Raw genomic sequence first — 24,595 nt, forward strand, 5'->3', positions numbered from 1 at the left:
AGGTTTCATAACTACTTTATCAAAAAGTAGCGATAAAATACCGTCGTATTTTATCTGACTTTATCTTAGTATGATTTGGGAAAGTGTTTTCGGTCCACTTTTTCCAAAATGCTATCCGGCGTTTTGATCCGGTGTTGCATACTATCCACTAAATCGTAGTCGTTTTTCAGTTTAAATTCCCGGTTCAAAAAATTGAGCTTGTCCATGACGAAATCCATGGCAGTTCGGTAGCGAATCATAAAAGCTTCCGCTAATTTCATTGAATCAGAGATCGTTCGTTGGTCGACTAAGTCCTCGTAGAAGGCTTGATTATTCATCGTCTAAATTCCTCTTTTTTCAGGTTAACAGCTTACACCTATTATACGACATCCAGCATTTGCCACGCATGATAATTATCTGTGAGACTTGTTTCCGGATAACCCGCAATACGCTATAATAAAGCCAGCGTTAGTTACCGAGTGGGCGGTAATACCCGATTTCGGACTAATTTTTAGGGGAGGAATTTTAATTTGGCACCACAATACGTAACGATCCTAAAATTCACCTGGGTCGCGGCCACCGTTTTCTTGCTGATTTTTCTGGCGAGTTATCTGAGGGATCGCACCAAGTTGCGTAACGGGATCTGGTTTAACCTATTTTTCTATACTTTTTGGGCTGACGTTGGCGCAACGATTCTGGTATCGGGCATCAACGGCCTGATTTATCCAGTTGGCTTTTTATTTTTGTTTCTGCTATTTTGTATCGGCATGTTGTTTGCCTTTCAATCCGTTTTACTATTGTGGAATGCGGCCATTGTTTGGCGCCGAGAGAGTCATTCATTGGCAAACATGCTGACGCTGTATTTAGGCGTTGCCATTATCATCATGCCGTTTATCGCGCAGGCGATTCAGAACCACTTACCGCTATTCTGGTCAACCCTGTTCATTTCGTTTCCCACGTTGTGCATCGCGTACGCCGTTTTCTGGTTCTATAACTATTTGACGGTCTTAGTGCTCTATCAACTGTACTGGCCACGTCACAACAAAGATTTCATCATTGTTTTGGGTGCTGGTTTGATGGACGGCGATAAAGTTACGCCGCTGCTTGCCCAGCGAATTGACCGGGGCATTCATTTTTACCAAATTCAGAAAAAACGGACCGGCAAAGCGCCTAAAATGATTCTTTCTGGCGGTCAGGGTGGCGATGAAACCATTCCTGAAGGCGAAGCGATGCGCCGTTACGCCATTGCTCACGATGTTGACGTCAACGATGCGATTGCGGAGACTGAATCCCGCACGACGTTGGAGAACATGTCATTTTCTAAGAAGATTATCGACAGCTTCAAGTTGAGTAAGCCAAAAGTGATCTTCGTCAGCAACAACTACCACACGTTTAGAGCGGCAATTTTCGCCAAGACGGTGGGCTTAAAGGCAGCCGGAATCGGATCACGGACAGCACGGTTCTTCTTACCAAATGCCGTGGTGCGTGAGTACATCGCCATTGTCATGCGGCAGAAGCGGCTTCATACGATTATGCTGGGACTGATTTTTGTCTTTTCGCTGTTTTGGAGCGTTTTGTCGGCGCATCCGGAATGGATTGCTGGCGTGGTGCGGAGTTTTCAGCATTTTATTAATTCGATTTAGTTTTGAGCGTTAAAAAACGTCATGGGTTCTGAGTGGTTGTCAGAGCACATGGCGTTTTTTTGATGGTTGATTGTTCTGGTTGATTGGGTGGTGATGGTGGGGAGGTGTTTGCGGGAACTGCGCCAAAGATAGGTTTTTCCTATCGTAGAGTGGTTGATGGCGACGTGTGTTGAGGCGGCGTTTGTTTCGGCGTTATTGAGGATGGGGCGTTCCGGAATTTAGTTATTATGAAGTGGCTATTATGGAACTGGTTGCCTTTGCCGCGCCGAAACTCGTTCGGAGAAGCAGAAGGTTATGTGTAAGGTGGCCCAAGTAAAACTGCCCAAAACCCGGGCAGTTTCACTTGGGCCACCTTACACGCCACCTTCTAACCGCTTCTCCTCACGCTCTAAAACTTAATCCGCTTCCCCAACGCATAAATCAAAACCCCACCAATCGACATCGACAACAACTCGCCCAAACCAATCGTCAGCCAGCTCCAGAAGAATGGCAGGTTTGAGATCCAGTGAAGTTCGGCTGCAATGGTCAACATGGATAGTGAGACGATGATATCGGTCACGAGGAATTTGACCCGCATATCCGGGATACGTTTCGTGACCCAGCGAACTAGGATGAGGACCAGTAACGTTGAGAGGGTGCCAATTGGCACGTCCAGTGTCCAGGTTGGTGACGTGAAATTAGCTAAAAACACACCAAGGGTCACGCCCCAGATATACCGCTTGTTATAGAGCGCCAGATAGTTAAACATCTCGGCGATCCGAATCTGGACCACCCCAAAACTAATGGGGGCCAGAATGATGGTGATCGCGATGTAAAGTGCAGCGACCACGGCGGTTTTAGCGATACTCTGAGTTGAGAGACTTGATGTGTTTGCAGAATTCTTCATAATTTCTCCTTTATAACCAATATAGTGGTTAGTGATATACCCCGGCCAAAGGATTGAAGTGTCGGGGATGAAACGAATTGAAAAACATCAGCCACTAGTTTAGCACGTTTGGAAACTGATGCCAAATGCAGTTTAAGCTATCGGGCTAACCAGCCACCATCAATTGGCAACGTGGTGCCGTGAATGTAACTGGCCTGCTCACTAGCAACAAATAACGTGAGGTTGGCGACTTCTTCAGCAGAAGCCCACCGCTTAGCAGGTGTTTGATCAGCCACCCACTTAGCCATGTGACCGTCACCAGCGAAGTCAGCGGCGTTCATTGGCGTGTCGATGGCACCGGGCGCAATGCAGTTAGCGCGGATGCCTTCAGCAGCGTAGTCGATATCGAGTTGTTTCGTCAAACCAATGATGGCATGTTTGGCAGCCGTGTAGGCGATCCCACCACCACCGGCAACGAGACCGGCAATCGACGCCATGTTGACGAAGACGCCGTGTTTTTGGGCGAGAAAGGTGGGAAGGGCGGCTTTGACGAACAGAAACTGACTGTTGAGGTCAACGTTTAAGATGTGTTGCCACTGGTCAAAGCTGGTGTCCATCGCAGGGCTGTACCCGTCAAGAATGCCCGCGGTATTGCAGACGATGTCGAGACGGTTAGTGGCGGATAGCGCTAACGCAACAGCTTGTTCAGCAGTTTGAGGTCGGCTAACGTCACCAATCAACGGATGGAGTCGCTCGCTATCGGCCGTTGTGACGGTTTGTTGAAGCCCCGCCATGTCTTGGTCGACTGCGATAACGTTAGCGCCAGCCTTAATAAAACCGAGCGCTTGCGCTGCACCGATGCCAGAGGCCGCCCCAGTAACGATAACTGTTTGACCATCGAATTGACCAGCCATTAATCGGTCACCAGTTCCCAGTCGGTTGCCAAAATGTCGCAGTCAGTAGGTGACCAAGCACTGTAAGCTTCGTCAGCTGTCTTAATCAGGAAGTAAGGATTCAAGGCATCACCGTTAAAAGTACCAGCAGGCTGAAGTTCGATAAAGAGCTCAGTTCCTTCCCAACCGGTCCGAACCGCACGTTCGCCGTTTTTAATGTGGGGTAAAATTGCTTCAAATGTCATGTGGAATGACCTCCTTGAGTTGTTTGGTTTAGTGTAACATAACAGAGTGCGGAATGGGGCGGTTAAAGAGTGGTGTGTAAGCCAAGCAAGCTGAAATCCCCGGGTCTGGGATTTTAGCTTGCTTGGCTTACATGCAACTCTTTGCCCCATGGAGCACGTTTAGTCTCGAGGACAGTGAACAGCAGGAAATCAAAAGAAACGAGGCAAAGGCAATCCCATTTTAATTCCGGAACGCTCAACCACCTCCCACTACCAAAACATAAAGAATCCCCAACAATTCCCTAACCCCAGTTGTATTTTCCCAATAACGCGCCTATCATTAAAATTAAGTGAAAGAAAATACAACTTTAAAAAAGTGAAAAAATCAACAAGCAAACGGAGGACCTGCCATGGATCTAAAACAACTCAACCCAGAAATTATCGATGTTCAACCCTCAGCCCTACGCCAATTTGACCATCAAATTAGTCAGTATCCGGGAATCGTTAAGCTCACGTTAGGTGAACCCGACTTCAACGTACCAGAGCACATTAAGCAGGCTGCAATTCAGTCGATCAATGATAACCAATCCCACTATACTTACTACTGGGGGATTCAAGAACTTCGCGATGCGGCGTCAATTTACTACCGTGAAAAGTTTGGTTACAACTATTCGGCAGATCAGATCCTCTGTACGGTTGGTGCCACGGAAGGGTTAGCCGCTACCTTTAAGACGTTATTTAACCCGGGTGACGGGGTGATCATTACCGGACCCGCTTATCCAATTTACAAGACGTTAGCCAATGTGAATGGCTTAACAACGATTATGGTGGATACCAGTGATTCTAACTTTGTGTTAACTCCTGAACAAGTTGAGACGGCGATTGCGGCCCATCCCGACGTGACGGTTCGCGGGGTCGTGATTACGGACCCATGTAATCCTACCGGTGTTGTTTATACCGAAGACCAACTCAAGGCGCTAGTGCCAACTTTGAAGAACCGTGAGTTGTGGATCATTAGCGATGAAATTTACGGCGAATTGACCTACGGCGTGAAGCACTACTCCCTGTCGACGTGGCTTCCAGATCAAACCATCATTATCAACGGGTTATCTAAATCCCATGCTATGACTGGCTGGCGAATCGGCTTTGCCTTTGGGCCAACTGGGGTGATCGATGAAATTGCGAAAGCCCATCAGTTCCAAGTCACCACACCAACCTCGATCGTTCAATACGCGGCGGTTGAAGCACTGACCCACGGCCAAGATGATGCCGCTCAGATGCGGGCGATTTATCAAAAACGCTGTGATTACTTGAAGCAGGAGTTGACTAAGCTCGGCTTTGAGATGGTTGAACCTGACGGCGCCTTCTACATTTTCGCCAAGATTCCAGAAGCTTGTCACCAGACCAGCACGCAGTTTGCGGATCGGTTAGCGGCGGACTATCACGTTGGGATTATGCCAGGAAAGCCGTTTGGCGATGACCGTTACTTACGGATCAGCTACGCCTCGAGCGATGAGAATATTCGGACGGCTGTGAGCGCGTTGGGCAAGTTGTTGCAGGATTTAACGAAATAATTTTAGTGTAAAATAAAAAATACCTGAAAATCCAATCTGGATTCTCGGGTATTTTTGCTTGATGGCTGGTCGGAATAATAATCACTGAAATAGTAAGCTGAAGGCGCCGATCAAAGCGCCGGTTACCATAGCGGTCAGTCGAAGTTTGCGATCAAAGTTCACGCCAACATCTCCTTAAATTATGTATACGCTGGTTAGCATACAACGATAAGTTGATAAATTCAAGGGTGAAACGTTCGATAATAGCCATGAAATTAAACTTAAATTAGGATAAATAGTCGCCTAAATCAGTGGGCTTAGCTAACGTTTCCTGTTAGAATGAACTTATTGAGACGACTTAACGTCAATTGAAACGGGGGAATTAACGTGATTGCAGGAATTATTGTTGCCGTGATCGTTGTGATTTTGGTGATTGCTTACATTAGCGCGTATAACGGCTTGATCAAGGGCCGGACCTACGTCCAAGAGTCTTGGAGCCAAATCGACGTACAACTTAAGCGGCGAAACGACTTGATCCCAAACCTGATTGAAACGGTGAAGGGCTACAGTCATTACGAACAAAGTACGTTGGAAAAGGTGGTTGGCTTACGGAACCAAATGGCCAATGTGCCAGCTGGCGACCACCAAGCGGCCATGGAAGTGTCCGACCAACTGAGTGCTTCTTTGAAGAGCATTTTTGCGGTGGCCGAAGCTTATCCAGATTTGAAGGCGGACAGCGAGTACACCAAGTTAATGGAAGAACTGACCAACACTGAAAACAAGATTGCCTACTCTCGGCAACTGTATAACTCAAGTGTGGCCAGCTTTAACCTGAAGATTCAATCATTTCCAAGTAACATCGTGGCATCGATCCACCACTTCAAGTTGAGCGACTACCTTGAGGTGCCTGAAGAAGAAAAGGCAGCTCCAAAGGTTTCCTTTGATAAATAAGCGAGGATGATGCGGCGTGCTATACGAACAAATTGCACAAAATAAACGGCGGACGGTCTACGTCATGGTCGGGTTCGTGTTACTGTTGCTGGTGATTGGGAGTGCCATTGGCTACGTCTTTTGGGATAGCCTGATTGCCGGAGCCGTTATGGCACTGGTGTTTGCGGCGATTTACTGTGGCATCATGATCAGTAATTCTACCAACGTGGTCATGCAAATGAACCACGGCCACGAGATCACCAGTGCGGAACAGGCGCCGGAACTCTGGCACGTGGTGGAAGACATGGCGTTGGTGGCGAAAGTCCCAATGCCGCGAGTCTTTATCATTGATGATCCCAGTCCCAACGCATTTGCAACGGGGAACAACCCGGAACACGCTGCGGTGGCGGCTACCAGTGGGATCCTTGAACGGCTTAACCGTGAAGAACTTGAAGGCGTGATGGCCCACGAAATGACCCACGTGCGAAACTACGATATTCGGCTACAAACGATTGCCTTAGCGTTAGCGGCCGCAATTAGTATGATGGTGAACTTCGTGACCCACTATTTCTGGTGGGGTGGCGGTCGCCGACGAGATAACGATAACGAGGGTGGCGGCTGGTTACAGGTCGTGATGCTGGTGATTTCGATTCTAGCAGTGATCTTAGGCCCGTTAGCCGCCACGATTGCCCAACTAGCACTGTCGCGTAACCGTGAGTATTTGGCGGATGCCGGTGCGGTTGAACTGACACGGAATCCCCATGGGTTGATCTCTGCGCTGGAGAAGATTTCAGTTGCGGATCCTATGAAGGCACCGGATGCTAGTAGCGCAGCGCTTTACATTGCCGATCCGTTTAAGAAGAAACGCAGCTTTGCCCACCTGTTTGACACCCATCCACCAATGGCGGATCGGATCGACCGGTTGGAACATATGTAGTGGAAAAGACGACTACCAGTTTTGGTGGTCGTCTTTTTGGTTGCCCGTTAATCATGAATAAGCTTGTGGCCACAACCGGTTAGTATTTCGCCCGTAATCTCGTTTTCGCCCCCGAACTGCGATAAAATAGAACCGAATAGGAGGGGGTCATGTGAAACAGCAGTCAACGCTTCAAACGGTGGCTTGGGTGATCTGGGGAATTTCGTTACTTGGCGTTCTCTGGGGATTCTTAGGTGCTAGTTGGAGGCATACCGGTATGATGATGGGGATGCGGCACTATGGCATGGGCATGATGGGCAGTCATTCGTACTGGCCAGTTGGCTTCAGCATGGTGTTAGCAAGTTTTTGGAACGTTTGGAAACTGGTGTTGTTAGTCATCGCTTTTGTGGCAACTTGGCGGTTAACGCCAGTTCGCACGGCCACGATGCCAATCGTATTCCTGGTGTTGGCCTTCTTAGGGAGTCCGCTCTACGCAGTCCCGGGAATCTGGGGTCTGGTGGTGTATTTTCAACAATCAAACCTACCCAAAAGATGAAAAATCCAGCAATCAACGCGGTTTTGGTGAACTAGGGCTTTAAACCCCGGCGAGAACATGCTAAATTAAGATTAGAACATTAAAATTTAAGGAGTGTTGCGGCATGACACGAAAAATTGGCATTATCGGAATCGGAAACGTTGGGGCAGCGATTGCCCACCACGTTGTAGTTGACGGCTATGCGGACGAGTTAGTTCTCATTGATACGCGGGAAGAAAAGGTGAACGCGGATGCACTTGATTTTCAAGATGCCATGCCAAACCTCCCACACCACACGAAAATCACGGTGAACGATTACGATGCGTTGAAGGATGCAGACTTAGTGGTTTCATCAGTCGGTAACATTGCGTTACAATTAACGACGACTAATGACCGGTTCGTGGAATTTCCATTTACCAGCAAGGCAGCTCAGGACGTAGCGGGTAAGATCAAAGCGTCTGGGTTCCACGGCATCTTAGTAGTCATCACGAACCCAGTGGATGTGATCACGTCAATTTACCAGAAAATCACTGGTTTACCTAAGAACCACGTCATTGGTACCGGGACGTTATTGGACTCTGCCCGGATGAAACGAGCGGTCGCCAATGAATTAAAGATTGACGCGCGCTCCGTAAACGGGTATAACTTGGGAGAGCACGGTAATTCTCAATTTACGGCTTGGTCCACGGTTCGCGTGTTGGGTCGGCCAATCACCGAGATTGCGGCTGACAAGGGCTTGGACCTAGAAGCGCTTGATCAAGAAGCGCGGGCTGGTGGTTACACGGTCTTTAACGGCAAACATTATACCAACTACGCGATTGCTTCGGCGGCGGTTCGGTTGATCAACGTCATCCTCAGTGGTGCCGCAACTGAATTGCCGGTATCAAACTACCGCAAAGAATACGATGCTTACCTGTCTTACCCAGCAATCGTTGGCCAAGATGGGATTCAAGAACAGATCCAACTTGATCTGACCGAAGAAGAATTGAAGAAGTTACAGGTTTCGGCGGACTTCATTCAACAAAAGTTTGCTGAAAGCCAAAAAAACAGTTAAATTAAAATTGAAAAGGCCTTTTGCCGAACGCGGGAATTTTGCTAACGTTTGACGAAGGGTTTTTGTACGCTATGGGGAATGTTCACTATTGAACGATAGCGACGCCGTGACGGGGGCTGACTCCGCCGTACATAGTCTCAAATTGACCATACTCTATCTGAAAGGAAATGATTTCATGACAGCATCAAAAACGCTCTTATCACCAACAACGCTTTATCAACATGGCACGCTCGCCTTACTCGTACCGGGGTTACTTGCCGGCACCATTACCATGGGCGAACTGTTGAAGCACGGTGATACCGGCATTGGAACCGGGGAAGGCCTTGATGGTGAATTGATCATTTTGGACGGCGTACCCTATCAAGTGACAAGTGACGGCAAAGTGACCGTTGTCGATGACGACTTTACGATGCCCTTTGTGACGGTCCACCAAGCGGCCTTTAAAAAACTAGTGAACGTCAGTGATACCAACCAATTTATGCTAGAACAACAGGTTTTACAGGAGGCGGCTGCGCAAAATACCTTCTTCTCGATCGAAGTCACTGGCACGTTTACCCACGTGAAGACGCGGGCGGTCGAAAAATCAGTCGAACCCTACCACACACTGGCCCAAACAGCACGGAATCAAGGGTTATTTGAAAAGGACGATGTCCGCGGCACCTTAGTCAGCTACTACTCACCAGAAATTTTCGACGGTGCAGCGGTAGGCGGATTCCACCACCACTTCATCTCAGACGACCACGATTTCGGTGGCCACGTGTTAAGCTTCCACGTCGATCAAGCAACAGTGGGGTTACAGGTGTTTGATACGCTGGAACAACACTTACCGACTAAGAACAAACCGTATATGGATCATGATTTTTCGGATGATCAGATTACGGAGACGATTAGGGCGGCGGAAAAATAAGAGTGCGAAGCAAAGCGGTTAAAGAGTGGAGTACAACGGCACCCAAGCAATATTGACTGGTTTTTGGCCAATATTGCTTGGGTGCCGTTGTATGCAACTTTTTGCTTTGCTTGGCACGTTTCGGCGCGGTAGCCAGAACGAAATAACGCTGACAAGCTTCTTGATTGAACTAGACTTTGGGAAAGCAAAAGTTTGAACTGAGCCGAAAATAAAGTAATAGTAGTGAGCGTCGCCCAAAGCATTCAGTATCAGTAATCAGCACTTCCTGGGCTTTGGGGTTATGTTGGTGAGGCCTTATGCTCCAGCTTCTGGTTTGTGGCGCACGTTTCGGCGTGGTGGCCAGAACGGAACAACGCCGACAAGCTTCTTAATTGAACTGACTTTGGGAAAGCAAAAGTTTGAACTGAGCCGAAAATAAGGTAATAGTAGTGAGCGTCGCCCAAAGCATTCAGTATCAGTAATCAGCACTTCCTAGGCTTTGGGGTTATGTTGGTGAGGCCTTATGTGCAAGCTTCTGGTTTGTGGCGCACGTTTCGGCGTGGTGGCCAGAACGGAATAACGCTGACAAGCTTCTTGATTGAACTGACTTTGGGAAAGCAAAAGTCTAAACTGAGCCGAAAATAAGGTAATAGTAGTGAGCGTCGCCAGTCAGCCGTGTTAACAGTAATGATTGAAGCAAAGAAACCACAATAAACCACATTCCCAAACAACTGAATAACCAACCGAAAACCGGCCACCGCAACCAGCCTTGCGAATGACCGTTTTTCGCGTTTAAATAGGGATTAGTAGGGGAATTGATGTCAGCTAAAGGTAATTGATTTGGGATGAAAATGTGTGTTGCTGTTCCCAAACTAAAAATGGATTCTTTATTGAGTTTGTTGAGTGGTACTGGCGATGCGCGTTGCTACTACTGATTTTCGGCGCCACGTTAACTGTTAATTGGCAATAATTGGGCACATTAAGAAGCCTGCTTACGCTACTGGTTTTAGGCCTCCGCGCCGAAACGAGTTCCGAAGGGCAGAGCGCTGCATGTAAGGTGGAGCAAGTAAACCTCCCCAAAACCCGGGGAGCTTCACTTGCTCCACCTTACATACTGCTCTCTAACCGCCCTTCTCCACTCTCTGCTGGACTTCCCCCAAAAACAACTGTTATACTATTCTTTATGCGCAATTTACGAACAAAAAATTAATCAACCAAACAAAGGGAGGAACCGTTCATGTCAGCCAAAGTCAAACGCGCCATTTTTATTTTAATTCTCAGTGAGTTTCTGGTTTGTCTGGGAATCGGTCTCGTTATTCCGGTGATGCCGTTCTTGAAGACCGAACTGCACTTATCCGCATTGGATATGGGAATCATGACGTCGCTGTTTGCGTTGGCGCAGTTCGTGGCTTCTCCCATTGTGGGTCGAATCTCGGATAAGGTGGGGCGCAAACCAATTTTAGCGATTGGTTTGGCGCTCTACATGGTGTCGGAATTTGTCTTTGCCGTGACGAACTACCTATGGGTATTTAACATCTCACGGATCATTGGTGGGATTTCCGCTGCTATGGTGACGCCCACTGGGATGGCGTTGGCGGCTGATATTACGACCAAGCGGCAACGGGCGAAGGTGATTGGCTGGCTCTCGGCGGCATTTAGTGGTGGCTTGATCCTTGGCCCCGGCGTTGGTGGGATTCTTGCCGGCATCGACTACAAGGCACCGTTCTGGGTCGCTGGGGTTCTCGGGTTGTTGAGCACGATTGCCTTGTTAGCGATGTTACCAAAGGATTCGGATATCGACATGGTCAACACCGACGTTGAGCAAATGCAGCGGGATATCAACAGCATGAAGGGCGATTGGCGTGACCTGTTGATCAAGCCCGTCATCTTACTGTTCGTGCTGATTCTCGTGTCCTCGTTTGGGTTACAAGGATTTGAAAGTATCTACAGCCTGTACGTTAACGAAGTGTTCCACTTCAGTATCGATAACATTGCGTTAGTCTTGACGCTGAACGGGTTGATTTCGCTGTTCTTCCAGGTCATGCTGTTCGATCGCCTCGTAGTCCGGTTGAAGGAAACGCGGCTGATTCGTTACTGTTTCCTGTTAGCATTTGCAGGCACGATTTGGATTATTTTTGCCCACAGCAAGATTGAAGTCATCATCGCTACGCTGTTTGCGTTCACGGCGTTTGATCTACTGCGGCCAGCGATTACCACGTTGTTAACTAAATTAAGCGCCAAGAACCAAGGCCTGATCAACGGCCTCAACATGTCACTGACCAGTGTCGGAAACGTCATTGGTCCATTGATGTCTGGCGCGTTGTTAGATATGAATACCCACTATCCTTACATTGTCGTGGCAGGGTTCTTGGGCGTGTCCTACTTGATGACGTTTGCGGTGCGGATCAAAGCCCATGCAATCAGCTAAGGGGTTACCGATGATCAAGGGACTTTTACGGCAACTGCAGCACGATGTGATGATGTGGGTCGCCTTGGCGGTTGCGTTAGTGACAACTGTGATTAGCCGGCCACGCCTCAGCGATGTGAATTGGCAAACGATTGCGTCCTTAGCGGCGTTAATGGCGGTAGTTCAGGTATTTGAACGGCTACACGTTTTGGATGCGTTAGCGGCGCGGTTGATTGCGCCGGTGAAGCATCAACGGCAACTGGTTCAGGTGTTGTTGGTACTGGCATTTTTTAGCGCGATGCTGTTGACAAATGACGTGGCGATTATCACATTGGTGCCATTATTAGTGATGATTTCTGAGATGGTGGGCTTTTCAGCGGTGATGCCCACCGTTTTGATTGCGATGGCGGCCAACCTTGGGAGCCTGTTGACGCCGATGGGCAATCCGCAAAACCTGTTTTTACTCACGCATTACCACTTGAGTTTAGGACATTTCTTGCAGTTGTCTTGGCCAATCAGTGTAGCGAGTGCAATCCTCTTGTGGGGCCTTTCCTGGTTGATTCCGAAGCGCCAAATTGAACGTCCTCAAGCAGTGTCGGTACAACTCAATGGCCGGCTGGTAAGCATTGCCGGAATTGCGACCATTGTTATCTTGTTGGGTATCTTTTCGTTGATTCCGCTTTGGGTGATGGGGCTAGTAGCACTTGGGTTATTGGTACTGATCGACTGGCGACTGATCGTCAAAATCGATTATGGGCTGTTGCTGACCTTTATTGGCTTCTTTATTGCGGTTGGCAATCTAAGCCGAGCGCCGTGGATCGCTGGCGGCGTGCAGCAGTTGGTGCACACGCCCTTGACCACGTACCTGAGTGCACTCGGGTTGAGCCAGTTCATTAGCAACGTGCCAGCCACAATTTTACTGGCCAAATTCACCAATCAAGTTCACGCACTATTTTTAGGCGTCAACGTTGGTGGTTTAGGGACTTTAGTGGCCTCGTTGGCAAACTTGTTGGCGTATAAAGCCTACCAAAACCGGGTGGTGAAGCCTTCCGGACGGTATTTACGTGTGGCCACGGTCTTGAACTTTGGCGCGTTGTTAATCCTTGGCCTCATTGGTTGGGGGTTGCTTCAATTAGCGGGTTAAGCGTACACTGGCCCTATTAGCAAAATGATGGAGGAACGTTGTGAAAAAAGCAGAACTTGCGAGCCGGTTTTTGACCCGGCACTTAACTCAGTTTCAGTGTCCGGTGTGTCAGGGACGTTTACTGACGGCGGATGATGGCACGTTGCGGTGCGAAAACGACCATAATTTTGATGTCTCCAAAAAGGGCACGTTGTTCTTACTCAACGCCCCTGTGAAGACTGAATATTCGGATGAAATGCTGCGGTACCGGCAACAAGTTTTAACGGCCGGGTTCTTTGAACCGATGCTGCAGGAAGTGTTGCGGCACATTGACGGTGGGGGTTTGATTCTCGATGCTGGTTGCGGCGAAGGAACGACGACTAAATGGCTGGCTAACCAGCACGTTGCGGGCGATTATGTCGGCATTGATATCTCGAAACCGGCCATCAACTTGGCTGGTTCTGGCGCGATTGCTGAACACCAACCCCTGTTTGCCGTGGGCGACTTGGCGCGGTTACCGTTTGCGGACCATCAGGTTCAGACGATCGTTAACATCTTATCGCCGGCCAACTACCACGAATTTGACCGGGTGTTAGCTAAGGGTGGCCAGTTGATCAAAGTCATCCCGAATAGCCAATATTTGAAGGAATTACGGGCGCTAGTTTATCCGGAAGGTGAGCACGCAACCTACGATAACACCCCCGTTAAACAGCATTTTATTGACCAGTACGGTGACATTGACTTCACCCCAGTCCATTACGAATTTAGTTTAACGCCAGCGCTGTTTAAAGCGTTGTTTGAAATGACGCCGTTGACTTGGCAGGCGGCTGATCGGAAAGATGCGATTTTGGCGCAGGGCTTGGCGTCGATTACGGCTGACTTTGAGGTCGGCGTTGTGACGGCTTCTTAATTTAACGTTTTATTGGTCTACCTTGTTGAGGTGGGCTTTTTTGTTGTCGCTTGTGTCCAGCGACAGTGTGCGGAGCGAGGCGGTTAGAAGGTGGAGTGTAAGCATGACCCAGCGAAGCTACCGGGTTTTGGTAGGTTGGCTGGGTCATGCTTACATGCAACCTTCTGCCTCGCGCAGCACCATTCGGCGTGGTGGCCAGAAAGCGCGTGGTTGACAAGTTCTTACAACTTCAGGAACCCTAGAAATAACAGTCCAAGTGGCGCCGAATTTTGTAGCCTGAGAGCACCGGTTTTCATGCGACTTTGGCGAGCGAAGCGACGACAAACAGCCAACACCCAAATCGCACCCAACACTTACGCTGGACACAAGTGAAATAACGGAGGACAACACCCAGTAATTGTCCGTAGGCAACCGCCAAAAATGACAGTATATTAGTCCCAAGAATTCAATTGGGAGGCCTTAACATGAAAATTGCACTGTTAGTCGTCTTGATCGTAGTCGGTATCCGCTACGCCATTGTGCTAGCACTAGACATTCACCAACACTGGCAAACCGTTCGCGAGACGCCAATCAATAACACCGCTTTAAGCGTGAGCGCCCTAATCATGATGTTCCTATCAACACTTGGAGTATCTGACTTCGCAGTCGGCACAGCCCTTTATCGGCGGTTAAAGTGGGTGCCGTTAAAGCAATTACCGGCGACGCTCAACACCGAAGTCGTGATTCCAACGTTATTTATGGCGATGCTGTATATCAGTAGCGTTAACGTCGCACCGGCAACGTTACTGACCTGCATCGTCGCGCAAGGGCTTGGTGCATGGATCGGTCCCCGAATCGCGGTTCGGTTACCGGAAAATACGATTCGACTCACGATCGCCATTGGTTTAGTGATCGCAGTTGGGTCGATTATCGGAACGAAACTAGGCTTGTTACCAACGGGTGGTTCAAGCACGGCACTGTCCGGTCCTAAACTAGTAATTGCAGCCGTGTTGCTGTTCTGCTTTGGCTTTTTAAACGATATCGGCATCGGCTCCAACGCCTTGATCATGGCGACCGTTTACCTACTAGGCCTGAGTACGCAAGCAGCTTTTCCAATCATGATGGGTGCTGCTTCGTTTTCGTTGTCATTAAGTGGCGTCAAGTTCGTTCACTTAGGAGCCTATAGTCGTAAAGTAGTGCTATTGATGTCGACAGTCGGTCTGGTCGGCGTGGCATTGGCAGCCTTTGTCTTTAATCACCTACAAACGACTTGGATCCAGTGGCTAGTTGTGGTGGTTTTGCTGTATACGATTTATCAGTTAGTTCTAGAATTGATCAACGTGCATTTTCGAAAGGTGGCAGTTTGTGATGACAAATAACGTTTATTTTATTGGCGGCGGTCAGATGGTGACGGCGATGATTCGCGGGCTATTACGGCAAGGCATGGCGGCTGATCAAATTGGGGTCACGGATATTGATCCCAACCGGTTAACGTGGTTGCAAGAAAATCTGGGCGTTCGGGTGAGTGCAATACCAGATCGAGATGCGATGCATCAGGCCGAGTTTGTTGTCATCGGCGTGCGGCCACAAGATAACATCAAGCAGGTGGTTCAAACGATTGCGAAGGCAACGCCAACTGGAACGGTGCTGTCTATTGTCGCTGGGGTATCGATTGCAACCATTGCGGCGCAACTTGATAACGGCCAAACGCCAATCGCCCGCGTCATTCCCAACACAATGACCGAAACGGGCTACGGCACGAATGCGGTGAGTCTAAATGCCACCGCAGATCAGACGGCCGTGGTTAAGTTCTTAAGCGCCATTGGTAAAGTCGCCGTCATTCCGGAATCACAAATGGCGGTTTTCACGGCATTTGGCGTTGCGGGGCCGAACTACATCTACCACTTCTTCCGGGCGATGAGTAACGCTGGGGTGTTGGCTGGCTTGTCACGGGATCAGGCAAACGAACTGTTGCTTGAGAACTTAAAGGGGGCAGCTGTCATGCTGGCAGATCAGCACCCAGAAGTATTATTGGATCGCAATAATTCGGCCGGTGGAGTTGGCATTCATGCTGCTAACGCACTCGCGCAGGGTGGGTTTGACGCCGCAATTGCTGATGCGGTCTTAGCAGCCAAGACAACGACCGAAGCGTTGGGGGTGCACCATGATTGAACGGCTTTGGGACCATACCATGTTAAACGTGAACGATTTGCAGCATGCCATCGATTGGTTTGAGCAACGTGGACTGACGTTTCAGTTAGGCGGCCACCATCCGCAATGGCAGACGAGTAACGCCGTTGGGTATTTTGGTCTCAACTACATTGAGTTACTGACGACGGATCAGGCGACGAATCCTGGGTTTGGACGTGATGATGCAACGTCACTATATGACGCATTTGAGACATTACCTGAATATGAATCTTTCAATACGATTGGGATTCGAACCAACGACATCGAAGCCGTTCACCGGAGTTTGGCGGATGAATTTCGGGTTGGTCGGATCATGGATGGGTCTCGTCGAACGCCGGCGGGGGAACTCGTCACTTGGCGAATCTTTTTTGTGAACCAATTGATCGATGGGGTGGCAGCCCCGTTCTTTATCGAGTGGCCCGAATCAGATTCCGTGCGCCGCTATCGGCTAGAACAGGCCGGTTTATTAAAAGATCAACCCATCGGCCCAGTCTGGGTCAAATCCCTCCAGTACGACGTCCAGCAGCCACGAGTTGTGGCGCAAGCGTTCGGCCGCTTCTTTGACCAGCCAATTCAACAACGTCACGAGGCGTACCGGATTCAGTTAGGTGACCGACAGTTGGATTTTGTACCGGGAACGGCTAACGGCATCACAACATTAACCTTTGCTGGTACTGGTTTGATGGGTCATCAAGCGCAGTATGGCGACGCGGTGTTTCGATTTGAATAACGCCAACTAAAAAACGATTGACCAGCTTGCTAATCAAGCCCGATCAATCGTTTTTTAGTTTGGTACTAGTCACATCTTACTTCGTCACATAAATATACAACGTACTCGTCGAATACCCTAAATCAAACGATAACCCATTCGAGTGAATCGTGCTGGTAGTCGTTTGACTGGTATTCTTCTTGTTGGCCTTATCTGAGAAAGCCTTCAACACGTGTTTAGCATTAGCTCCTACGCTGGTTGTCAGTAGTGAGAAGCTGGTGATAAAGGTTTTGGCATCGGCCTTATTCTTCAAAGCAGACGTTGGCACCATTAAGGTCAGACCAATCACCTGACCGTTTTGAACGTTAGCCCGTAACGTGTTGCCTGAGGTGGTCGACAGGTTGCTGATGCCTGATTTGGCCGTTGTTGGCAGTGTCTGTGACTTAACCTGTTGTTGGGCTTGTTTCATCTTAGGTGCTAAGGCAGCTTGCGTTTGCTGAAGCTTGGCTGCACTCGCTTTAAGCTGCGTTGCTTTGGCCGCTTCTGTTTGAAGGGTGGCCGAAGCACTGGTATCACCAGCCTTTAACTTGGCTTTTGCAGCCGCAACTTTAGCGGTGATGTTAGCCTGTTCCTGCTTTAACGCTGCGGCTTGACTTGAAAGTTGGGTCGCCGTTTTTTGATCAGCGGCCGATAACTTAGTGAAGGCAAGGGCTTGGTTATACGCAGATTGAAACTTCTGGTAGCTGATCAGCTTGCCAGTTTTGGCGACCGTGACGGTTTGGTGTTGGCCAGCGGTCGTTAACTTCACCGTTTGTTGGTAAGACTTAGCTGGCAGGGTGATTGAATAGCCACCGTTGCTGGTCGTCTTCGATTGTTGGGCGCCACCGTTAATGGTGTAATGCACCTGTTTTTGGTTACTGCGGCCCTTAATGGTTGCGGCCATCCCGTTTGGCGTTAAGTGGTGATCGTCAACGGTGAGGGACGCTTTACCACAGCCCGCGAGTGCCAGTCCAAGTAAGGCGGCTGACAACACGAGTTTCATTGATTTCTTCACGATGACAACCTCCTTAGTTGAATGAGACGCCGTTGGCGAATTGACTGTTGTACAGGTTAGCGTAGAAGCCGTTTTTGGCCATCAAATCGTTATGGTTCCCGGTTTCAACGATTGAACCGTGGTTCATGACGATGATGTTATCGGCATTTTGAATCGTTGATAGTCGGTGGGCCACCACGAAGCTGGTCCGGTTCTTCAACAGTTCGCTCATGGCGTGTTGAATCTGAACTTCGGTCCGGGTATCGACAGAACTCGTTGCTTCATCCAAAATCAGAATTTCGGGGTTGGCAACGAACGCTCTGGCAATCGTGACCAGTTGTCGTTGTCCTTGTGAAATGTTAGAAGCCGATTCGTTCAAGATCGTATCGTAGCCATCGGGCAGTTTGCGGACAAATTCATCCACGTGAGCCGCCTTAGCCGCATCGATGATCTCATCGTGGCTGGCGTCTTCACGACCGTATTTGATATTATCGTAAATTGTCCCGGTAAATAGCCAGGTATCTTGGAGCACCATGGCGAAGTGGGCGCGCAGGTCTTCACGGTCAAGGCTCCGCGTATCGACGCCGTTCAAGCGGATAGCGCCACCCTTGATGTCGTAGAAGCGTTCCAGCAAGTTGATGATGGTCGTCTTCCCAGCCCCGGTAGGACCCACGATGGCGACCTGCTGGCCCGGCTTAACTTTAAGATTGTAGTCGGTCATCAGCAACTCGTTATCGTTATAACCGAACTGAACGTGTTCCAGTTCAAGGAGGCTGTCACTGTCAGCTTTGGCAGGTTGAGCGTCCTTGGTGGTGTCAGCCATTTCTTCTTCATCCAAAACGTCAAAAACCCGTTCTGCAGAAGCGATGGTGGACTGAATCGTGTTCATCAAGTTGGCTAATTGAGAGATTGGTTGTGAGAACTGGTTGGTGTATTGCAAGAAGGCTTGCACGTTCCCAAGGGTAACGGTTCCGTGGGCCACTTGAATCCCACCGATGATAGCGACGAAAACGTAGCCGATGTTGTTCAAGAACATCATCAACGGCATGATGATCCCGGAGATGAACTGGGCCTTCCAAGCGGCTTGGTAGTACTGCTTGTTTTGTTCCTCAAAGGTCACGATGGTGTCGTTTTCCTTATTGAAACTCTTCAGCACCTGTTGGCCGGTGTAGTTTTCTTCGACCTGGTTGTTCATCAACCCAAGGCTCTTTTGTTGCGCCGCAAAATACTTTTGCGAACGCGGTGCCACGATACCGACGATGATCAAACTCAGTGGAATCGTGACCAAGGCAATCAGTGTTAACTTCCAACTGATCGTCAGCATCATCCACAGGGTCCCAATAAAGGTCACGGTACTGGTAACTGCTTGGGTGAGACTTTGTTGCAGGGTGTTGGCGATATTATCCATATCGTTAACGGCCCGGCTCATGATGTCCCCGTTGTTGTGGGTATCGTAGTATTTGATCGGCACAAGGCGCATTTTACGCTTCATGTTGCCCCGCAACTTGTAGACGGTTTTTTGGGAGATCAGGGTCATGATGTACTGTTGCAGAAAGCTGAAAACGCCGGATGCGAGGTACATGATCCCAACAATAATGATAATGTGAATGATCTTTTGGTAGTTGATCGGTAACTTGCTGATGTCAAAACCGGCATTTTGTTGTGACGTGCCCTTCATGACACCCTTGTAAATTTCAGTGGTTGCTTTCCCGAGGATCTTTGGCGTCCGAATCTGGAAAATAACGCTGGTAATCGCAAAAATCAACACGAGCACCAGACCCACGATGCGGTCTGACATGTAGCTCATCAGGCGCTTAGTGGTGCCCCAGAAGTTCTTTGGCTTTTCAACAACGCCTTGGAATCGGCCGCCGCCTGGTCCGTGGCCGTGACTCGTTGTGTGTGTGTCTTCCTTAGCCATTAGTCGGTTGCCTCCTCTCGAATTTGTGACTTCACGATTTCTTGGTAGACGGTGTTGTTGGCTCGGAGTTCGTTGTGCGTGCCCTTACCGACTAACTTCCCGTTATCCAGAACTAGAATCAAGTCAGCATCGGCCACGGTTGCGATCCGTTGGGCCACGATAATGGTGATACTTTGTTGGATATGAGCGTCTTGGCGAAGCGCAGCCCGTAAGTCGGCATCGGTTTTAAAATCCAGTGCGGAGAACGAGTCGTCAAAGATGTAGACGGTGGCCTGTTTAACCAAGGCCCGCGCAATCGCTAACCGTTGCCGTTGACCACCGGAGAAGTTCCCGCCACCTTGTTCAACGTGGAGGTCAAGGCCAGCTGGGTCAGCTTCAACGAAGTCGCGAGACCGCGCAATGTCTAACGCGTGCCAAATCTCTTCGTCAGTGGCATCCGGTTTCCCGTATTGCATATTTTCACGCAGCGTCCCGGTAAAGAGGGTTGCCGTTTGAGGGACGAGGGAAACGTTATCCCGGAGTTCTGATAGGGAGAGGTCGGTTAGATTATGCCCATCAAGGGTGATCGTCCCGTTTTCGATATCGTAGAACCGGGGAATTAAGTTAATCAACGAGGTTTTCCCAGAACCAGTCCCACCAATGATGGCAACGGTTTGGCCGCTCTTGGCGTCAAAGTCGATATCGGTCAACGCGGGTTGTTCCGCGTTGCGATAGCGGTAGGTGACGTGGTCGAATTTCAGATCGTGCTGATTGGTAGCGGCCAGTGGAGCGGGATTTGATGCGATTTTAAGGGTTGACCGCAGATCGAAGACTTCTTGGATCCGCTTAGCTGAAGCTTGCGCCCGTGGAATGAAAATGAGAACCATGGAGAGCATCATAAAGCTCATTAGGATCTGAACGGCGTAAGTCATGAACGCAATCAAGTTCCCGACTTGCATCGCTTGGCTACCAATTAGTTTGGCGCCAAACCAAATAATCGCCACGTTAGTTCCGCTCATGACCAGTGTCATAACGGGCAGTGCCAACGCAAGAATCGTGTTGACGTTGATGGCGTTCTTGGTGTAATCCAAGTTGGCGTCTTCGAACCGGTCTTGTTCAAACTGGTCTTGTCGAAAAGCCCGAACGACCCGGACACCGGTCAACCCTTCACGGAAGATCCGGTTGATGCGGTCGGTCTTGGTTTGCATCGCTTGAAAGAGTGGCATCGCAAATTTCAGCATGATGCCCATAAAGATGGCTAATAGTGGTAGTGACACCACGAAAATCAGCGTTAATTGGTGATCTTTGCTGTACGCTAAGAAACTCGCCCCAATCAACATAATTGGCGCCATGATCATCATCCGTAGCATCATGATCGCCACGTTTTGAATTTGAACCACGTCATTGGTGGTCCGGGTAATCAGTGAAGAGGTTTCCACTTGATTATATTCATCAGTTGAAAAATTCATGACCTTGCGATAAATATCGCTTCGGAGATTTTGGCCCAGTTTTTGAGACGTTCGAGCGGCAAGGAAGACGTTACAGATTGCCGCAACGATACTGAGCAGGGAAAAGGCGACCATTTTCGCGCCGGTTTTCCAGATGTAGCTGATATCGCCAGTTGCAACCCCGTTATTCACGATATCGGAGGTCAAACTGGGGAGATTAAGGTTTGCAATCACCTGAACGGTCATAAAGAGGACCGCGCCGATCACGGCGAGGTAGGAGACACGTCCCTTGGCAATTTTAAGCATCGTACCAGCTCCTTTCATTAGCTGAGTTATTGATAATATAGTTAACAAGACCAGTAGATTAGTTAACAATTCGTAAACATGAACTATTCTACACTTAATTATGGTTAAAGGTTAGCATTATTTCTTGGGATGTGAAATAAAAAAGAACACCACTCAAACTCGGCTGGAGTCGGGCAGTGTCTTGATGAAAGTGGTGTGGTTAAAACCGGGTAATTTTGCGCACCGTGTTCGTTTTTAATGAGATCTTACTGCAATTTGATCGTCCCAGAGTGGGCGGTTCCCGTTAGCGTATAACTTGGGTCAGCACCAGCTTGGCCAATTGCCGCGCCTTGAACTTGAACGTCAAAGTTGGCTGATCGGTCGACTTTGACGGTGCCGGAGTTAGACTGCAGGTTGAATTTGAACTGATCTTGCTGGGGTTGCTGGGTCTTGATGGTGCCAGAGTGCGCATCAAGCTTAAGGTCGCCATCGACGGTCAACCAATCCAGTTTAATACTACCAGAGTGGGCGGAGAAACTACCGTGACCAGTGAGACTGCTACCTTTAATACTACCGGAATGGGCATTAATGTTGAAGTTGGCGGTAGTGTTATTGAGGCGAATGACGCCGGATGTGGCGTTGACCTTCAGCTGGTCAGCCGTCAAATGGTCCGCCTTGAAACTCCCCGAAGTCAGTTGGGTGTTTAACGTGTGAAGGTTAGCCTGCGTAATGGTGACGGTCCCGGACGTTAAGCTGAGGGTGCAGTCCGCGTTGACTTGAAGGTCGGTCATGGTGAGTGCACCAGATTTTAGCCGCAGTTCGATACTGCCCGAAAAATCTAGCGGGAGGGCTAATTCGATTTGAGACGTTGGGTGTCGGAACGGAATAAGGTAGTGGAGCCAACTAGGTGCGGATGCGGTTGCCTGAAGGGTATCTTGAAGTTGGTGAATCTGAAGTTGGCTTGAGGCCAGTTTAGGTTGCTGGTACTGACGAAGATGAATCTGGTTGTCAGCGCTAGGAATAAACCGAACCCGGCTGTCTTCAACGGTTAAAATGATGTGTTGAATCTGGTTAGCTGCGAAGGTTTGTTCAACGACCGCGCCAGTTTGATAGGTTTCGGTGATGGCTTGATCGCTGGTCTCGCTCACGAGTTGCAGTGGTTCTGAAAGGTCACCAAGGCCGGTAACTGCAGCGTGAACGGCTTCTTCTGGGGTTGCTGCTTCACCGTTGTCCAACAAGTCCTGCGCACTTTCTTGAACGTCGGCTTTAACTTCGTTGTAGAAATCAAGCAGGTCGTCCGTTTTGGGATAACCAGCAAAAATTTGATCAAGTTCAGTAGTAATTAAATTGTCATTAATCATGTTTGAGCACTCCTGTCGTGAGTTGCGTAATGGTGTTTTTAGCAAATTCCCAGTCTTGGCGGAACTGAGTGAGTTCGGCTAGACCGGCATCGGTAATATGGTAGTATTTGCGCCGGCCACCCTGGGTTTCACTGCCGTAGTAGCTGTCGATGAGGGCGTTTTTACTGAGACGCCGAAAGACGGTGTAGAGCGTTGCTTCGTTGATTTGATAGGCGCCGTTGGACAGCGTGTTGATTTGCTGAGCCATTTGGTAGCCGTACGAATCGCCCTGCGATAAAATGTTAAGAATGATACCATCGGTGGCACCACGCAGTAGATCCTTTGAAATATCGTGACGCGTTGTCATGACGACCTCCTTTTAATAAATTACTATTTGACACATAACAATGTAATCCATATTACTGTGTGTGTCAAACTAATTTTGAAAGTTAAAATTAATGCGTTGGCTAAATGCTATGATGGCAACGATTATGGCGGAGTGGGTATGAGAATTTTTTTAAAACCACTAAAATCGATTGTGTTTCCGAATGTATGTTCGTATAATGGAGTTAATTCAAAACGGGGTGATCGGGATGGCCGAAAAAAACAATGTCATTATTCAGTTTCCAAAAACGGTGGATATGAGTGAAATTGCACAGATTCTAGAAAACGCTTTCGAGGCGCATGGGATTGAGTCGTATGAGGTGGAGTATAAGAGCGCGAAGCAAGGCGGTTAAAGACCGGAGCGTAAGCCCCTCTTACCAGAAACCCCGTTTTTGGGGGTTTGTGGTAAGAGGGGCTTACGTGCAGGTCTTTGCCTTGCGAAGCGCGTTTCGGCGCGGCTGCCAGAACGAGTGAACATGATCAAATTTCACCTACTTAACTGACTTGTAGAAAAGAACAGGCCAAATAGCGCCGAAAACAAGGTTACCTGAAAGCACGTCGCCAAGTAGCAGTTGTTAAGTGGAAAGCTATCGTTTTTTAAGCGTGTGACAAAAGAGAGTTATGTAGCGGCTGTCTACTGGTCCTACACCATACGTTTCACTGCTAATCAAAACCAACACAAAAAGGGCGTCATGACATCCCCTCGAGGAAGCCATGACGCCCTTAATTTATCATCGTTTAAATTCAACAACTGCGAATCAGCCCAAACTACTTCTCAGGCCACTCATAAATCGCCCGTTCCCCACCAATCAGCTTTGGCCGAGAAGTCAGGAAGGTCGTGTGGGCGGCGCCAATTTCCTTGACGCTAGTTTGGACGGGAATCTGAACCCAACGGACGTGCATCCCGATTTGGGTATCACCAATGTCCATGCCGCCGTCAGCAGTGATTCGTTCAACTTCAACGGGGTCCTTAAAGGCTTTGTAGGCCGCTACTTGGCCGGCACCACCGGCGTGAAGGGCGGGAACCACGCTCACGATTTCGTAACCGCGGCGGTCAGCAACTTCGCGTTCCAAAAGAAGGGCCCGGTTAATGTGTTGACACCCTTGGACGGCCAGATTGACGTGGTGCGCATTTAGAATGGGGAGAATGGTTTGGATCACAGCGTCGCCAACTTCTGCGTTGGTTGCCTGGCCCATCCATTCGCCCATGACGGTACTCGAACTGAAGCCCAGAACGAAGAGGCCGTTTTCGGGCAGTGTGACCTGTTCAAAGTATTCAGTTAGTGCGGTCGTTAATGATGCTTTAATGTTTTCAAGTTCCATACTACTCGATCTCCTTATGTATGATGACGCTTCATAAAGACCATCATACCTTCACTGGTGAATAATTACAATCCACTAGGCTTATCAAT

At 49.0% G+C, this 24,595-nt stretch carries 24 protein-coding genes; 14 read left to right on the forward strand and 10 right to left on the reverse strand.

Features of this window, described 5'->3' with window-relative positions; genetic code table 11:
• Positions 1-65: 65 nt before the first annotated feature.
• On the reverse strand, positions 66-317 hold the full coding sequence (locus ACYVR3_RS08630; RefSeq protein ID WP_461243920.1) for a hypothetical protein: 252 nt from the start codon (positions 315-317) through the stop codon (positions 66-68).
• Between the two features lie 192 nt (positions 318-509).
• On the opposite strand from ACYVR3_RS08630, the gene ACYVR3_RS08635 reads away from it, so the two are divergent.
• Positions 510-1,622: a YdcF family protein gene (locus ACYVR3_RS08635; protein ID WP_461243921.1), complete on the forward strand. Its 1,113-nt coding sequence runs from the start codon at positions 510-512 to the stop codon at positions 1,620-1,622.
• Between the two features lie 388 nt (positions 1,623-2,010).
• Here ACYVR3_RS08635 and ACYVR3_RS08640 read toward each other — a convergent pair whose 3' ends face one another.
• The 3 genes from ACYVR3_RS08640 to ACYVR3_RS08650 all read right to left on the reverse strand — a co-directional run bounded on the left by ACYVR3_RS08640 (position 2,011) and on the right by ACYVR3_RS08650 (position 3,625).
• Entirely contained in the window at positions 2,011-2,508 is a 498-nt protein-coding gene (locus ACYVR3_RS08640; RefSeq protein WP_461243922.1) for a QueT transporter family protein, read from the reverse strand.
• A 137-nt stretch (positions 2,509-2,645) separates the two neighbouring features.
• Positions 2,646-3,401: a 3-oxoacyl-ACP reductase gene (locus tag ACYVR3_RS08645; protein ID WP_461243923.1), complete on the reverse strand. Its 756-nt coding sequence runs from the start codon at positions 3,399-3,401 to the stop codon at positions 2,646-2,648.
• Positions 3,401-3,625 (reverse strand): DUF2829 domain-containing protein, encoded by a 225-nt coding sequence (locus ACYVR3_RS08650; protein ID WP_054735257.1) that lies wholly within the window; start codon positions 3,623-3,625, stop codon positions 3,401-3,403. The genes ACYVR3_RS08645 and ACYVR3_RS08650 overlap by 1 nt, the downstream gene beginning before the upstream one ends.
• 389 nt (positions 3,626-4,014) lie before the next feature.
• Between ACYVR3_RS08650 and ACYVR3_RS08655 the strand changes: the two genes are divergently transcribed.
• From ACYVR3_RS08655 to ACYVR3_RS08710, 12 genes are all read left to right on the forward strand, one after another.
• A complete protein-coding gene (locus tag ACYVR3_RS08655) occupies positions 4,015-5,178 on the forward strand; it encodes an aminotransferase class I/II-fold pyridoxal phosphate-dependent enzyme (RefSeq protein WP_461243924.1) in 1,164 nt (387 codons plus the stop codon).
• A gap of 366 nt (positions 5,179-5,544) precedes the next feature.
• Positions 5,545-6,108: a LemA family protein gene (locus ACYVR3_RS08660; protein ID WP_461243925.1), complete on the forward strand. Its 564-nt coding sequence runs from the start codon at positions 5,545-5,547 to the stop codon at positions 6,106-6,108.
• Positions 6,109-6,124: 16 nt separating this feature from the next.
• Positions 6,125-7,024 (forward strand): zinc metalloprotease HtpX, encoded by a 900-nt coding sequence (gene htpX / locus ACYVR3_RS08665; RefSeq protein ID WP_461243926.1) that lies wholly within the window; start codon positions 6,125-6,127, stop codon positions 7,022-7,024.
• Positions 7,025-7,175: 151 nt separating this feature from the next.
• Entirely contained in the window at positions 7,176-7,559 is a 384-nt protein-coding gene (locus tag ACYVR3_RS08670; protein WP_461243927.1) for a hypothetical protein, read from the forward strand.
• A 103-nt stretch (positions 7,560-7,662) separates the two neighbouring features.
• Positions 7,663-8,592 (forward strand): L-lactate dehydrogenase, encoded by a 930-nt coding sequence (locus ACYVR3_RS08675; RefSeq protein ID WP_461243928.1) that lies wholly within the window; start codon positions 7,663-7,665, stop codon positions 8,590-8,592.
• Positions 8,593-8,767: 175 nt separating this feature from the next.
• The gene (gene budA, locus ACYVR3_RS08680) at positions 8,768-9,499 is read left to right on the forward strand and encodes an acetolactate decarboxylase (protein ID WP_054735277.1); all 732 of its coding nucleotides are present in this window, start codon (positions 8,768-8,770) and stop codon (positions 9,497-9,499) included.
• 1,216 nt (positions 9,500-10,715) lie between these two features.
• Positions 10,716-11,906: an MFS transporter gene (locus ACYVR3_RS08685; RefSeq protein WP_461243929.1), complete on the forward strand. Its 1,191-nt coding sequence runs from the start codon at positions 10,716-10,718 to the stop codon at positions 11,904-11,906.
• On the forward strand, positions 11,893-13,029 hold the full coding sequence (locus ACYVR3_RS08690; RefSeq protein WP_461243930.1) for an SLC13 family permease: 1,137 nt from the start codon (positions 11,893-11,895) through the stop codon (positions 13,027-13,029). Before ACYVR3_RS08685 ends, ACYVR3_RS08690 begins: the two co-directional genes overlap by 14 nt.
• Positions 13,030-13,069: 40 nt before the next feature.
• Entirely contained in the window at positions 13,070-13,918 is an 849-nt protein-coding gene (locus ACYVR3_RS08695; protein WP_461243931.1) for a methyltransferase domain-containing protein, read from the forward strand.
• 464 nt (positions 13,919-14,382) lie between these two features.
• Positions 14,383-15,276 carry a sulfite exporter TauE/SafE family protein gene (locus ACYVR3_RS08700; RefSeq protein ID WP_461243932.1) on the forward strand — a complete coding sequence of 298 codons (894 nt, stop codon included), beginning with the start codon at positions 14,383-14,385 and terminating at the stop codon, positions 15,274-15,276.
• A complete protein-coding gene (locus tag ACYVR3_RS08705) occupies positions 15,266-16,069 on the forward strand; it encodes a pyrroline-5-carboxylate reductase family protein (RefSeq protein WP_461243933.1) in 804 nt (267 codons plus the stop codon). Before ACYVR3_RS08700 ends, ACYVR3_RS08705 begins: the two co-directional genes overlap by 11 nt.
• Entirely contained in the window at positions 16,062-16,817 is a 756-nt protein-coding gene (locus ACYVR3_RS08710; protein ID WP_461243934.1) for a VOC family protein, read from the forward strand. Before ACYVR3_RS08705 ends, ACYVR3_RS08710 begins: the two co-directional genes overlap by 8 nt.
• Before the next feature lie 76 nt (positions 16,818-16,893).
• On the opposite strand, the gene ACYVR3_RS08715 is transcribed toward ACYVR3_RS08710, so the two are convergent.
• From ACYVR3_RS08715 to ACYVR3_RS08735, 5 genes are all read right to left on the reverse strand, one after another.
• Complete coding sequence (locus ACYVR3_RS08715) at positions 16,894-17,850, reverse strand: hypothetical protein (protein WP_461243935.1); 957 nt, start codon at positions 17,848-17,850, stop codon at positions 16,894-16,896.
• Positions 17,851-17,863: 13 nt separating this feature from the next.
• Positions 17,864-19,747, reverse strand: a complete 1,884-nt coding sequence (locus tag ACYVR3_RS08720) for an ABC transporter ATP-binding protein (protein ID WP_461243936.1) — start codon at positions 19,745-19,747, stop codon at positions 17,864-17,866.
• On the reverse strand, positions 19,747-21,480 hold the full coding sequence (locus tag ACYVR3_RS08725) for an ABC transporter ATP-binding protein (RefSeq protein ID WP_461243937.1): 1,734 nt from the start codon (positions 21,478-21,480) through the stop codon (positions 19,747-19,749). Before ACYVR3_RS08725 ends, ACYVR3_RS08720 begins: the two co-directional genes overlap by 1 nt.
• Positions 21,481-21,725: 245 nt before the next feature.
• Positions 21,726-22,820: a DUF4097 family beta strand repeat-containing protein gene (locus ACYVR3_RS08730; protein WP_461243938.1), complete on the reverse strand. Its 1,095-nt coding sequence runs from the start codon at positions 22,818-22,820 to the stop codon at positions 21,726-21,728.
• A complete protein-coding gene (locus ACYVR3_RS08735) occupies positions 22,813-23,166 on the reverse strand; it encodes a PadR family transcriptional regulator (RefSeq protein ID WP_461243939.1) in 354 nt (117 codons plus the stop codon). The genes ACYVR3_RS08730 and ACYVR3_RS08735 overlap by 8 nt, the downstream gene beginning before the upstream one ends.
• Positions 23,167-23,362: 196 nt before the next feature.
• Between ACYVR3_RS08735 and ACYVR3_RS08740 the strand changes: the two genes are divergently transcribed.
• A complete protein-coding gene (locus tag ACYVR3_RS08740) occupies positions 23,363-23,536 on the forward strand; it encodes a hypothetical protein (protein WP_156405686.1) in 174 nt (57 codons plus the stop codon).
• A gap of 415 nt (positions 23,537-23,951) precedes the next feature.
• Here the strand turns inward: ACYVR3_RS08740 and ACYVR3_RS08745 are convergent, their stop codons facing one another.
• Positions 23,952-24,506 (reverse strand): TIGR01440 family protein, encoded by a 555-nt coding sequence (locus tag ACYVR3_RS08745; RefSeq protein ID WP_054735655.1) that lies wholly within the window; start codon positions 24,504-24,506, stop codon positions 23,952-23,954.
• Positions 24,507-24,595 lie beyond the last annotated feature (89 nt).

This window comes from Secundilactobacillus muriivasis (genome assembly GCF_054785195.1).